We start from the raw sequence: 13,366 nt of genomic DNA on the forward strand, positions 1-13,366 counted from the left end.
CTCACCCCAGCCCTCTCCCCGAGGGAGAGGGAGCCGACCGAGGTGTCTGGCGTTATACATCGACCTGAAAGACCGAGTCGATTACGGATTCAATAAAGCACTTTCAGGTCGGCGTACCTCCGCAGCCTTCGCTCTCCGGGAAAGGGGGCCGACCGAGGTATCTGGCGTTATGCATCGACCTGAAAGACCGCGTCGATTATCGATTGGATGAACCAGGTCGATCAGGGATTCAGTAAAGTTCTTTCAGGTCGGCGCAGATCATCAATATCCCCCAACCAGTCCCCTCTCCCTCCGGGAGAGGGTTAGGGTGAGGGGCTTTTGATTTTGATGTACATCAAGCCTGCTCGCGAAGGCGTCAGCTCAGGCACCACATTTATTTGCCTTGGAATGCAGCCTCACGCTTGGCAATAAACGCCGCCATCCCCTCCTTCTGATCCTGCGTGGCAAACGCCGCATGGAACACCCGACGCTCGAAGCGCACGCCCTCAGTCAGGTTCACTTCAAAGGCACGATTCACGCTTTCCTTGATCATCATCGCAATCGGCAGCGATTTGCTGGCGATCACCGCCGCGACCCTCAGCGCCTCATCGAGCAACTCATCGCTCGGCACAATCCGTGCGACGATGCCGCAGCGCTCGGCCTCCACCGCATCGATCAAACGCCCGCTCAGGCACATTTCCATGGCTTTGGCCTTGCCCACCGCGCGCGTCAGGCGCTGGGTGCCGCCCATGCCCGGCAGCACGCCGAGGTTGATTTCCGGTTGGCCAAATTTGGCGTTATCACCGGCCAGAATGAAGTCGCACATCAATGCCAGTTCACAGCCACCGCCCAAGGCGAAACCGTTGACCGCGGCAATGATCGGCTTGCGCCGGTTGGCCACGCGATCGCTGTCGCTGAACAGGTCGTCCATGTAGATCTGCGGGTACGTCAGCTCGGCCATTTCCTTGATGTCGGCACCGGCGGCAAAGGCCTTTTTCGAACCGGTGATCACGATGCAACCGATGTCGGCATCCGTTTCCAGGGCATCGAGAGCCTGGTTCACTTCGCTGACCAGTTGCGCATTCAGCGCGTTCAGCGCCTGCGGGCGATTGAGGGTGATCAGGCCAACGCGGCCGTGGGTTTCGAGCAGAATGGTTTCGTACGTCATGAATAAAAATTCCTTCTTAAAGATTGCGCGAAATGACCATGCGCTGAATGTCGCTGGTGCCTTCGTAGATCTGGCAGACGCGCACGTCGCGGTAGATGCGCTCCAGCGGGAAGTCGTTGAGGTAACCGTATCCACCGAGGGTTTGCAATGCCATCGAACAGACTTTCTCGGCCATTTCCGAAGCGAACAGTTTCGCCATCGATGCCTCGACCAGTGCCGGTTGCCCACTGTCTCGCAGAGCGGCGGCGTAATGGACCATTTGCCGCGCGACGGCGATCTGCGTCGCCATGTCGGCGAGGCGGAAAGCGACAGCTTGGTGTTCGATGATCGGCTTGCCGAAGGTGTCGCGCTCACGGGCGTAATCCCGCGCCGCTTCAAACGCCGCGCGGGCCATGCCCACCGATTGCGAAGCGATGCCGACGCGCCCGCCCTCGAGGTTGGCCAAGGCAATCTTGTAGCCCTCGCCCTCTTCGCCCAATCGATTGGCTACCGGCACTTTGACGTCTTCGAAGAGAATCTGGCAGGTGTCTGAGGCGTGCTGGCCGAGTTTGTCTTCGACGCGAGCAACTTTGTAGCCCGGTGAATCGGTCGGCACGATAAACGCGCTGATGCCGCGCTTGCCGGCGCTCGGATCGGTCACGGCAAAGACGATGACGATCCCGGCATTTTGCCCCGAGGTGATGAACTGTTTGCAGCCATTAAGCACGTAGTGATCGCCTTCCAGACGCGCGCGGGTTTTCAGGCTGCTGGCATCGGAACCGGCTTGCGGTTCGGTCAGCGCAAAGGCGCCGAGCATCGCGCCGCTGGCCAGCGGTTTGAGAAAGCGTTCGCGCTGATCATCGTTGCCGAACTTGAGGATCGGCACGCAGCCCACCGAGTTGTGCACGCTCATGATCGTCGAACAGGCGCCGTCGCCGGCAGCGATTTCTTCCAGGGCCATGGCGTACGCCAGGTAACCGGTGTCGCAACCGCCCCACTGTTCCGGCACGAGCATGCCGAAAAAGCCCAGCTCAGCCATCTGGCCGATGGCTTCCTTGGGGAAACGGTGCTCGCGATCCCACTCGGCGGCGAACGGCTTCAAGCGTTCCTCGGCGAACTGCCGGGCCATGTCGCGGATCTGGGTTTGGTCTTCGTTGGGAATCATGGTGAATCCTTAAATATCAGTCGCACCGTTTTCCCTGTAGGAGTGAGCCTGCTCGCGATAGCGGTGGGTCATATAAATCAGTGGTGACTGATACGACGTCATCGCGAGCAGGCTCACTCCTACAAGGGGATTGGTGTTGGGCTCAATACACGCATTCCACGGCCATGGCCGTGGCTTCGCCGCCGCCGATGCAGATCGCTGCCACGCCGCGTTTGAGGTTGCGCTGGCGCAGCGCTGAGAGCAACGTCACCAGAATCCGCGCACCCGACGCGCCAATCGGATGGCCCAGCGCGCAAGCGCCGCCATGCACGTTCAGCTTGTCATGCGGGATTTCCAGATGCGTCATCGCCGCCATGCCAACCACAGCAAACGCTTCGTTCACTTCGAACAGATCAACATCACCCAGCGACCAACCGGTTTTCTTGATCAGCTTCTTGATCGCCCCAATCGGAGCCACCGGGAACAGGCCGGGGGTGTCGGCGAACGCTGCATGACCATGGATAACGGCCAACGGTTTCAAACCCAGCTTCTGCGCCTGCGACTGACGCATCAGCACCAACGCCGCCGCCCCGTCAGAGATTGAACTGGAGTTCGCCGCCGTCACCGTGCCGCCTTCGCGGAATGCTGGTTTCAGCGAGGCAATCTTGTCCAGCTTGGCTTTCGGCGGTTGCTCGTCATGGCTGATCAGCACCTGCTCTTTGCCAACGGTCACGGTCAGCGGGACGATTTCGTCCTTAAAGCTGCCGTCCTTGATCGCCTGCTGCGCGCGGGTGGTCGAAGCGATGGCAAACGCATCCTGCGCTTCACGGCTGAAGTGGTTGGTTTCGGCGCAGTCTTCGGCGAAGGTGCCCATCAGGCGCCCTTTGTCGTAGGCGTCTTCGAGGCCGTCGAGGAACATCGAATCAAGCACGCGGCCATGGCCCATGCGGTAACCGGCGCGCGCGCGATCCAGCAGATACGGTGAGTTAGACATGCTTTCCATGCCGCCGGCAATCACCACATCGGCGCTGCCAGCGATCAGCATGTCGTGGGCCAGAATCGTGGTTTCCATGCCTGAGCCGCACATCTTGTTGACGGTGGTGCAACGGGTCGATTTATCCAGTCCGGCGCCCAAAGCGGCCTGACGCGCAGGCGCCTGACCGAGGCCCGCAGGCAATACGCAACCAAACAGCACTTCATCAACCGCGTTGCTGGCGACACCGGCGCGTTCAACCGCAGCCTTGATTGCAGCAGCACCGAGTTGCGGTGCGGTAAGGCTTTTCAGTTCGCCCTGAAAACCGCCCATTGGCGTGCGCACGGCACTGACGATAACAATCGGATCGTTGGAAATAGTCATGACAAATCCTCCTTACTTGGCGGCCATGCGCAAGGCGCCGTCGAGACGGATCACCTCGCCGTTGAGCATGCTGTTTTCGATGATATGCCGAACCAGCGCAGCGTATTCCGCAGGCTTGCCCAGGCGCGGCGGGAACGGCACGCCGGCGGCCAGCGATTCGCGAACTTCCGGGGTCATGCCGGCCATCATCGGCGTTTCGAAAATGCCTGGGGCGATGGTCATCACGCGAATGCCGAAGCGCGCCAGTTCACGGGCAGCCGGCAGGGTCAGGCTGGCGATTGCGCCTTTCGAAGCGGAATACGCCGCCTGGCCGATCTGGCCGTCGAATGCAGCGACGGATGCGGTGTTGATGATCACACCACGCTCGCCATCAGCGTTGGCCTCGGATTCGGCGATGGCCGCAGCGGCCAGACGCAGCATGTTGAAGCTGCCGATCAGGTTGACGTTGATCACTTGCGCGAAACTGCTCAGCGCATGCGGGCCGTTCTTGCCGAGAATTTTCTCGCCACGGACGATACCGGCGCAGTTGACCAGACCGTTGAGGCTGCCAAAGGCTTTGACGGTCGCTTGCACGGCGGCTTCGGCGGCGGCTTCGCTGCTGATATCGGCAACCACGCTTTGCGCGCCCAGACGCTGAGCCTGTGCGGCGACTGCTTCGGCATTCATGTCCACCAGCATCACTTTGGCGCCGGCACTCACCAGCAATTCAGCGCTGGCCGCACCGAGGCCGGATGCGCCGCCGGTGACGATAAAAACCTTGTTCTCGATCTGCATGACTGTAGTTCCTGATCTTCAAGCTGAAACGTTATGCGCCGCAGCCTCTTGAGCCTTGGCGATTTCCTGGTTGCGCAAGATAAAGCGCTGCAATTTGCCGCTGGGGGTCTTAGGCAATTCGCTGACAAATTCGATTTCACGGGGGTACGCATGCGCCGCTAGACGCTTGCGTACGTGTTGGCGCAGCTCTTCGGCCAGCTCCGGCGCGGCGCGGTATTGCGTACTCAGCACGACGAAGGCTTTGACCAGTTCGGTGCGCTCCGGGTCCGGTTTGCCGACGACCGCCGCCTCGACCACCGCCGGGTGTTCGATCAGCGCACTTTCCACATCGAACGGGCCGACGCGGTAGCCGGAGGTAGTGATCACGTCGTCGCTGCGGCCGACGAAGCTGATGCTGCCGTCCGGGTTCCACTCGACGGTGTCGCCGCTCAGGTAATAATCGCCGACAAAGGCCTTGGTTGGCGCACCCTCATAGCCGCCGAACCAGCACATCGGTGATTGCGGGCGGTCGATGGCGAGAATGCCGGGCTGGCCGACGCCGAGTTCGTTGTATTGGTCATCGAGCACGACGATGCGATGGCCCGGCGAGGCGAAACCGGCGGCGCCGACGTGCACCGCGTGGTCGAGGCCATGGTGGTTGCACAGGACCATGCCCAGTTCGGTCTGGCCGTAATGGTCATGAATGACCACGTCGAGATTGTCGGCGAACCAGCGAATCACTTCCGGGTTCAGCGGCTCGCCGGCGCTGCTGACGATGCGCAGCTTGCCTTTGATCGACTTGGCGAACTCATCGCCACCGGCAATCAACAAACGATAAGCCGTTGGCGATCCGGTGAGATTGGTGATGCCGTACTTGTTGATCACCCGGCAAGTGCTTTCGAGGGTGAACGGGCCATCGTAGAAGGTGATCGGGTGCCCCATCGACAACGGGCCGGTCACGCCGAAGTAGATGCCGTAGGCCCAGCCCGGATCGGCGACGTTCCAGAACGAATCTTCCGGGCGCAGATCCACGGCGTCCCGGGTGTAGCTCTGGAACGCGACAATGGCTTTGAGCGGTACTGACAGCGCCTTTGATGGGCCGGTGGTACCCGAGGTGAACATCAGCAGAAATGGGTCTTCACCGGTCAGCAACACCGGTTCGCAGACGCTGGAATGGTTGGCCAATTCGGCCCAGAAACTGAAATCGCCACGGACGATGCCTTGGCCCTTGGTGCCGCCGACGGTGACCAATGTCGGGCAATCAGCGACTTCAGCGAGTTTCGGCCGGTTGACCGCGTCGGTGACCACCACTTTGGCGCCTGAGCTGTTCAGGCGATGTTCGAGGGCCTTGGGGCCGAACGCGGTGAACAGCGGTTGATACACCGCGCCGATGCGCCAGGTGGCGAACACGGTGATGAGCAATTCGATGTTGCGCGGCAGCAGGCCGGCGACCTTGTCGCCCTTCTGCACGCCCTGGGCGAGAAGGAAATTGGCAAAACGCGCGGCTTTGTCCTGCAGATCACTGAAGGTGTACGTCGCACTGGCGCCATCGCGGCCTTCCCAGAACAGCGCAATACGCCCCGGCAAGGCATGGCGGTCGCAGCATTCGACGCAGGCGTTGAGCGCCTCAAGCGTACCGCTGAGCGCGGCATCCACGGTGTGCTGATAGTTGAACTGTGCGGTGGCAGACAAGTAATCGCGCATTGCCAGAATCCCTCTGTTTTTTATTAGGCTGGGAAGCGTAAACAACAGAGGGATAGTCGCGCTGTGTGGGGGTTGGGGCAATGGTCAAAGCTATCAAAGTGGCTGACTGGTTTGGCCAAGACTGCTACCACACTGATCGTTCCCACGCTCTGCGTGGGAATGCAGCCTTGGACGCTCTGCGTCCGCTCCAGAGCTGGAACGCGGAGCGTCCCTTGAGGCATTCCCACGCAGAGCGTGGGAACGATCAAGCGTCGGGATGTGTTGGATCAGACAACCTCATTCAGGATCAGCGTGCGGTAGTGGCCGGGATTCGACCCCGACCACTTGCGAAACGCCTTATAGAACGAACTCGCATCGGCAAACCCCAATCGACTGGCAATCTCGACAAAACTGATCGAAGGTTCCGCCAGCCAGATAATCGCCAATTCCTTGCGCACGCTGTCTTTGAGGCCTTGATAGGTCTGCCCTTCCTCGGCCAGGCGCCGGCGCAAGGTCGAGGCCGACATGCATAACTGTTGCGCCAGCGCCTCGGTTTCCGGCCATCGTTCAGCGGGCAATTGCCGCAGATCCTGCTTGATCCGACTGGCGAGGCTTTCCGGGTCGCGGTACTTCACCAGGATGTTGGCCGGCGCATGGGCCAGAAAGCGCTTCAACTCTTCGGCGGAACGTTTGATCGGCAGATCAAGGCAATCGGCAGAAAAGATCATCCGCGTGCGTGACCGATCGAACCGCAGGTTTTCGGAAAACATCACCCGATAGTCATCGGTGAAATCCGGCTCTGGGCAACGCAATTCAATGGCCAGAATCGGAATCCGCCGCCCCGCCAGCCAGCAGGCGACGCCGTGGACAATCATCCAATAGGTGAAATAGGTGAAAGCGCGGCGCGGTTCGGCGTCGTCCTCCAGCAGTACAATTTCCGCCAGACTTTGCTGGTGCACCAGTTGCGCCGGCATGCGCTCCAGCATCAGTGAGAGAAAACTCAACCCCGTGCTCAAACCCGCTGCCAGTGTCGGTTGCGCCATCGCACTGCGACAGAGGAATTCGAGGCTGCCGGACTTGAGCTTGCGCGGGTCCATACCGAAAAACTCGTCATCGCCGCGCCGAGCCAACAAGCGCCAGAGCTTGGCGTACTGCGAGGCCGGCACCCGGCCCTGCTCGGTTTGCAGCAACGCCGGATCAATCCCGACCTTGTTCAACACTTCTTCCGTGGCCACGCCCGGGGCACAACTCTGCAGCAGCGCTTCACGCACCAGTTGAACGGCGATGGTGTCTTTTTCCGACATGGAGCGCGGTGAACCTTGTTGTTTTTGAGTGGTGGGCATATTACCGCAGGTGGCGAATTCAACACGAACCCCCTGTAGGAGTGAGCCTGCTCGCGATAGCGCTGGGTCTGAAAAATCAGCGCTGACTGATACGACGCCATCGCGAGCAGGCTCACTCCTACAAGGATCAATGCGAGGCAAAAATTGAGGTCGTTCAGCAACTGTTCAGGTTTATGTCAATCAATGTCATGTGAGAATGACTTTCATTATGTTACAACTTGTAACCTCTTCGAATGACTTGTTGGATACCGAATGCTCGTTCCCTTCCTGATCATGCTGCGCGAAGGCATTGAAGCCGCGCTGATCGTTGGCATTATCGCCAGCTACCTGCAACAGACTGGCCGTGGCCAATGGATGCCCGCCGTGTGGATCGGCGTATTCCTCGCCGCCGCTCTCGCCCTGCTGGTCGGTGGCGGCCTGGAACTGGTCAGTGCCGAATTCCCGCAAAAGCAGCAGGAACTGTTCGAAGGCATCGTCGGCCTGGTGGCCGTGGGCATTCTCAGCTCCATGGTGTTCTGGATGCGCAAGGTCGCGCGTTCGATCAAGCATTCGCTGCAAGCCTCGCTGGATCACGCGCTGACCTCTTCGAAGCATCAGGTCATTGCGCTGATCGCCATGGTCTTCTTCGCTGTCGCTCGCGAAGGTCTGGAAACGGTGTTCTTCCTGCTCGCGGTGTTCCAGCAAAGCGAAGGCCCGGGCGCGCCGATCGGTGCCCTGCTCGGGCTGATTCTGGCGATCATCGTCGGCTTCCTGATCTACAGCGGCAGCATGCGCCTCAACCTTTCGGCGTTCTTCAAGTGGACCGGCCTGTTCATTCTGGTGGTGGCCGCCGGGATTCTCGCCAATTCCGTGCAAGCCCTGCATGAAGCCGGGCTGTGGAATCACCTGCAGACCGTGCTGTTCGACTTCAGCGCGACGCTGCCGATGGACGGCCCGCTGGGCTCGGTGCTGGCTGGCATGTTCGGTTATCAGGATGCGCCGACCGTCAGCACACTCGGGGCGTATCTGATTTACCTGGTGGTGGCGCTGGTGATGTTCTTTTATCCGGCTCCCGCCCCCAAGCCCTCCGCGCAATCGTCTTCCGTTTCCAGCCAATAAGGGCATCCATGTCAAAGCCTAATACTCCTCAGGCCTCCCCTCCCCGTGCCTTGCGCTGGGCGGTGGCCGGTTCGGTGGTCATCATGATCGCCGCCGGCGGCCTGTTCTGGTACGCCTCGAAAATGGCCGCGGCCAAACGTCAGCACAATCACGACGAAGTGGTGGTGAACATTCACCCGGGCAGTTGCGAGCCGAATGCGCTGACCGTGCCGGCCGGCCGCGCCAGTTTCCGCATCGTCAACCGCTCCGACCGCGCGGTGGAATGGGAAATCCTCGACGGTGTGCTGGTTGTCGAAGAACGCGAAAACATCGCGCCGGGCCTGAGCCAGGTGATCAACGCCAATCTGCAACCCGGCGATTACGCGATCACCTGCGGATTGCTCAGCAACCCGCGCGGCACCCTGCATGTGACGCCGACGGCAGCCTCTGACGCGGCGGCCAAGGCCAAACCATCGATGGTCGCTTTCGTCGGGCCGTTGTCGGAATTTCGTGTGTATCTGGCCAGCCAGAGCAGCGCGCTGATCAAAGCCGTGACCGCACTCAATCAAGCTATTGAAAGCGGCGATTTGAGTCAGGCTCAGGCGCTGTACCTGCCAGCACGCTCGGCGTATCAACATCTGGCCCCGGCTGCGCAGCGTCTGGCAGAACTGGACAACAGCATCAACGCCCGCGCCGATTACTTCGAAAAACGTGAGCAGGATCCAGCCTTCGTCGGCTTCCATCGCCTCGAATTCGGCCTGTTCCAGCAGCGCAAACTCGACGATCTGGCACCGGTTGCCCAGCGCCTGCTCAGCGACGTCACCACGCTCAAACAGCAACTGCTCGCGCAGAGCCTGCCACCCGAGCAACTGGTCAACATCGTCGTGCGCAACCTCAACACATTGGCCGACGTGCGCGCCGCCAGTGGTGAAGAGGAACGCTACAGCCACAGCGACCTCAACGGTTTCGCCGCCAATGCGCAAACCGCGCACAAAGTCGTCGATCTGCTGCGGCCAATGCTGAGCAAATCCGCCGCCGACCTGTTGCCAAAAATCGACAAGGCCTTGGCGGACTTCGACAGCGAACTCAACAGCTACAAGATCAAGGACGGCTACGCCAGCTACGACTCTGTCAGCGGCGAACAACGCAAGCAGATCGCCGACAAGGCCCAGGCTCTCGCCGACGCACTGGATGGCATCGATCCCGCCCTCGGCCTCTCCGGCCTGTAAGCAGAAGACGAATTAGCGATGAAAGAATCAGAAAACCTCAACCTGCAACGTCGCCGTGTCCTGATGGGCATGGGCGCCGCCGGTGTCGCCCTTGCCGGCTCAGCCCTGAGCTGCCCGGCCATGGCCGCCGCGCCGGCGCAAGTCACCGAAGCACCGAGCAGCGACAAGACCCAAGACCGCCACGATTTCCACGGTGTGCACCAGACAGGCATCGTCACCCCGCGCCCGGCCTCCGGCATGCTGGTGTCGTTCGACGTGCTGGCCAGTGATCGCGAAGACCTCGAGCGGTTGTTCCGCACGCTCAACGAGCGCATTGCGTTTCTGATGAAGGGCGGCCCGGTCGCACAGATCGACCCGAAACTGCCGCCGCCGGACTCCGGCATCCTCGGCCCGAACGTGACGCCGGACAACCTGACCATTACCGTCTCCGTCGGCGAATCCTTGTTCGATGAGCGCTTCGGTCTGGCCGAGGCCAAGCCAAAACGCCTGATCCGCATGGTCGGCTTCCCCAACGATGCGCTGGAGGCTGACTGCTGCCACGGCGACTTGAGTTTGCAGTTCTGCTCCAACACCACCGACACCAACATCCACGCCCTGCGTGACATCGTCAAAAACCTCCCCGACCTGCTGCTGGTGCGCTGGAAACAGGAAGGCAGCGTGCCGCCGCAAGCTCCGGCGAAACCCGGTGTGCCGGCGCAATCGGCGCGCAATTTCCTCGGCTTCCGTGACGGCTCGGCCAACCCGGACTCCAACGATGCCAAAGCCATGGACAGCATCGTCTGGGTGCAAGCGGGCAGCGATGAACCGGCCTGGGCCGCGCATGGCAGCTATCAAGCGGTGCGGATCATTCGCAACTTCGTTGAACGCTGGGATCGCACACCGTTGCAGGAACAGGAAAGCATCCTTGGCCGGGTGAAAACCTCCGGCGCGCCCATCGGCGGCAGCCATGAAACCGAAGTGCCGGATTACCGCAAAGACCCCGAAGGCAAACTGACCAAACTCGACGCGCACATTCGCCTGGCTAATCCGCGCACGGCTGCGACTCAGGCCAACCTGATCCTGCGCCGGCCATTCAACTATTCCAACGGCGTGAACAAGAACGGTCAGCTCGACATGGGCCTGCTGTTCATCTGTTACCAGGCCGACCTGGAAAAAGGCTTCATCACCGTGCAGACCCGCCTCAACGGCGAGCCGCTGGAGGAATACCTCAAACCGGTTGGCGGCGGTTACTTCTTCACCCTGCCGGGTGTCACGGGCGACAAGGATTTCATCGGTCGCTCGCTGCTTAACGCCACACAACCGAAAACAGCTGCATAGAACAATCCCAACACTGGAGCCGCCCCCCATGAAAAAGACGCCACTCGCGTTATTGCTAACCCTCGGTTTGCTCAACACCCCGCTGTCAGCGTTTGCCGCCACGGCACCGCTGGATCTGGTCGGACCGGTGTCGGACTACAAGATTTACGTCACCGAACAACTCGATGAGTTGGGCAGCCACACGCAGCAGTTCACCGACGCGGTGAAAAAAGGTGACCTGGCCACCGCACAAAAACTCTACGCACCGACCCGCGTTTACTACGAGTCGATCGAGCCGATTGCCGAACTGTTCAGTGACCTCGATGCCTCCATCGACTCCCGCGTCGACGACCACGAGAAAGGCGTGAAAGCTGAAGACTTCACCGGTTTCCACCGCATCGAATACACGCTGTTCTCAGAGAAAAGCACCCAAGGCTTGAACGAGTTGGCGGACAAGCTCAACAGCGACGTCAAAGACCTGCAAACCCGCGTGGCCGGCCTGACATTCCCGCCGGAAAAAGTCGTCGGTGGTGCTGCTGCACTGTTGGAAGAAGTCGCCGCGACCAAGATCTCCGGTGAAGAAGATCGCTACAGCCACACCGACCTCTACGACTTCCAGGGCAACATCGACGGTGCGAAGAAAATCGTTGATCTGTTCCGCCCGCAGATCGAGCAGCAGGACAAGGCGTTTGCAGCGAAGGTCGACAAGAACTTTGCCACCGTCGACAAGATTCTGGCCAAGTACAAGACCAAGGAGGGTGGGTTTGAAACCTATGACAAGGTGAAGGATAACGACCGTAAAGCGCTGGTTGGGCCGGTGAATACACTGGCGGAAGATCTGTCCACGTTGCGTGGCAAGTTGGGTCTGAACTAAGTTCTTTAGCGCCTGTTAAGGCCCTATCGCGAGCAGGCTCACTCCTACATTTGGAATGCGTTCCCCTGTAGGAGTGAGCCTGCTCGCGATAGCGGTTGTATGACCGCCACAAATGTAAGGCCTTACAAAATCCGGTACAGCAACCGCTCAATCCGCACCCGACTCACGCGCTTGAGAAACTTGGCCACCCCGGCCGGATACTCCGGCAGCGTCTCCAGATTCTGAAAACTGTCGATCCGCGTGGTATGGCGGAAAATCTCTTCCAGCTCCTTCGCTCGCGGCGCCAGCCACTCCCCCTTCGGATCATCAATCAACAACGCATTCTCCAGATCCAGACGGAACGCCCGTGGATTGAGGTTGTTGCCGGTCAGCAGCGTATAGCGCTGATCGACCCACATGCCCTTGAGGTGATAGGTGTTGTCACCATCACGCCACAGATGCAGGTTCAACTGGCCGCTGTCGATATTGCGCTGATGCCGTTTGGCAAAGCGGCGCAGACTGATTTCGTAGAGATACGGCAGCGCCGCGATGACCTTGAACGGCTCGCTCGGCGGGATATAGAAATCGTTGGCAGTCTTGTCACCGACCACGATGTCGATCTTCACGCCACGGGCCAACGCGCGATTGATCTCGCGGATCACGCCCAGCGGCAGATTGAAGTACGGCGTGCAAATGGTCAGCTGCTTTTGCGCGCTGGCGATCAGCTCAAGAATCGCCCGGTTCAAGGGGTTGTTCTTGCCGACGCCGAGCAACGGGGTCACGGACAAGCCGTCTCGGGCGGTGCTGCCCGTGGCGGTGTCGTATGTCGCGTATTTGAGACGGCTGCGCAAGTCGCCGATGTCGTTGCGCAGGCTGCGGGTGGTCGGCAGGTTAGGCAGATCGAGGCGATGCACGGCTTTCGACTCGATCAAGCCATGCTTGACCAGATGATGCATCGAGTCCGCCAGCTCATGGCTTTGCAGCACGTGGTAGCGGTCGAAACGGTACTTGTCGAACTTGTGCAGGTAGACGTTATTCAGGCTCGCACCGCTGTAGACCACGCAATCGTCGATCACGAAGCCCTTCAAATGCAGCACGCCGAACAGTTCGCGGGTCTGCACCGGCACGCCGTAGACCGGCACTTCGCTTTCGTGCGTGCGGGTCATTTCCTGATACCACGCCGAATTGCCCGGCTGTTTGCCGGCACCGATCAACCCGCGTTGCGCACGCAGCCAGTCGACGACCACGGCGATTTCCAGCTCGGGACGCTTGAGCTTGGCGGCGTGGAGGGCATCGAGGATTTCCTGACCGGCTTCGTCTTGCTGCAAGTACAGCGCGACGATGTAGATGCGTTGGGTCGCTGCGGCGATTTTCTCCAGCAGGCAACGACGGAACTCGGCGGCGCCGGACAGAATGGTCACAGCCTCGGCGGTCAGCGGAAAGCTGCGCAGTTTGGGCAGCAAGGAACGTTTGAAAAGCAACGGCATAGGGCTCGCAATGGGTCG

Annotated in this window: 11 protein-coding genes; 4 read left to right on the plus strand and 7 right to left on the minus strand. The window is 60.4% G+C overall.

The genetic code is table 11. The features are described from left to right. Positions 1-373 precede the first annotated feature (373 nt). The 6 genes from ACIPIZ_RS01725 to ACIPIZ_RS01750 form a co-directional block, all read right to left on the minus strand. Positions 374-1,147 carry an enoyl-CoA hydratase gene (locus ACIPIZ_RS01725; RefSeq protein ID WP_401163595.1) on the minus strand — a complete coding sequence of 258 codons (774 nt, stop codon included), beginning with the start codon at positions 1,145-1,147 and terminating at the stop codon, positions 374-376. A gap of 16 nt (positions 1,148-1,163) precedes the next feature. Next, complete coding sequence (locus ACIPIZ_RS01730; protein WP_064390162.1) at positions 1,164-2,291, minus strand: acyl-CoA dehydrogenase; 1,128 nt, start codon at positions 2,289-2,291, stop codon at positions 1,164-1,166. Between the two features lie 142 nt (positions 2,292-2,433). After that, complete coding sequence (locus ACIPIZ_RS01735) at positions 2,434-3,627, minus strand: acetyl-CoA C-acyltransferase (protein ID WP_401163597.1); 1,194 nt, start codon at positions 3,625-3,627, stop codon at positions 2,434-2,436. A gap of 12 nt (positions 3,628-3,639) precedes the next feature. Further along, positions 3,640-4,401 carry an SDR family NAD(P)-dependent oxidoreductase gene (locus ACIPIZ_RS01740; protein WP_122661857.1) on the minus strand — a complete coding sequence of 254 codons (762 nt, stop codon included), beginning with the start codon at positions 4,399-4,401 and terminating at the stop codon, positions 3,640-3,642. An 18-nt stretch (positions 4,402-4,419) separates the two neighbouring features. Next, complete coding sequence (locus ACIPIZ_RS01745; RefSeq protein ID WP_122661856.1) at positions 4,420-6,084, minus strand: AMP-binding protein; 1,665 nt, start codon at positions 6,082-6,084, stop codon at positions 4,420-4,422. Positions 6,085-6,350: 266 nt separating this feature from the next. Beyond that, the gene (locus ACIPIZ_RS01750; protein ID WP_401163600.1) at positions 6,351-7,367 is read right to left on the minus strand and encodes an AraC family transcriptional regulator; all 1,017 of its coding nucleotides are present in this window, start codon (positions 7,365-7,367) and stop codon (positions 6,351-6,353) included. A gap of 291 nt (positions 7,368-7,658) precedes the next feature. Between ACIPIZ_RS01750 and efeU the strand changes: the two genes are divergently transcribed. Genes efeU through efeO (ACIPIZ_RS01770) form a run of 4 tightly spaced genes read left to right on the plus strand, consistent with a single transcriptional unit; the run spans position 7,659 to position 11,882 of the window. After that, positions 7,659-8,504 carry an iron uptake transporter permease EfeU gene (gene efeU / locus ACIPIZ_RS01755; protein ID WP_105706568.1) on the plus strand — a complete coding sequence of 282 codons (846 nt, stop codon included), beginning with the start codon at positions 7,659-7,661 and terminating at the stop codon, positions 8,502-8,504. A gap of 8 nt (positions 8,505-8,512) precedes the next feature. Then, positions 8,513-9,712, plus strand: coding sequence for an iron uptake system protein EfeO (efeO, locus tag ACIPIZ_RS01760; protein ID WP_401163601.1), 1,200 nt, complete (start codon positions 8,513-8,515; stop codon positions 9,710-9,712). A gap of 18 nt (positions 9,713-9,730) precedes the next feature. Beyond that, complete coding sequence (gene efeB / locus ACIPIZ_RS01765; RefSeq protein WP_064390174.1) at positions 9,731-11,029, plus strand: iron uptake transporter deferrochelatase/peroxidase subunit; 1,299 nt, start codon at positions 9,731-9,733, stop codon at positions 11,027-11,029. A 28-nt stretch (positions 11,030-11,057) separates the two neighbouring features. Further along, the gene (efeO, locus tag ACIPIZ_RS01770) at positions 11,058-11,882 is read left to right on the plus strand and encodes an iron uptake system protein EfeO (protein WP_122854898.1); all 825 of its coding nucleotides are present in this window, start codon (positions 11,058-11,060) and stop codon (positions 11,880-11,882) included. A gap of 122 nt (positions 11,883-12,004) precedes the next feature. On the opposite strand, the gene pssA is transcribed toward efeO (ACIPIZ_RS01770), so the two are convergent. Next, positions 12,005-13,348: a CDP-diacylglycerol--serine O-phosphatidyltransferase gene (gene pssA / locus ACIPIZ_RS01775; protein WP_064390178.1), complete on the minus strand. Its 1,344-nt coding sequence runs from the start codon at positions 13,346-13,348 to the stop codon at positions 12,005-12,007. Positions 13,349-13,366: the final 18 nt, after the last annotated feature.

The sequence above is a fragment of the Pseudomonas sp. NPDC087690 genome (genome assembly GCF_044743175.1).
Taxonomy (GTDB): Bacteria; Pseudomonadota; Gammaproteobacteria; order Pseudomonadales; family Pseudomonadaceae; genus Aquipseudomonas.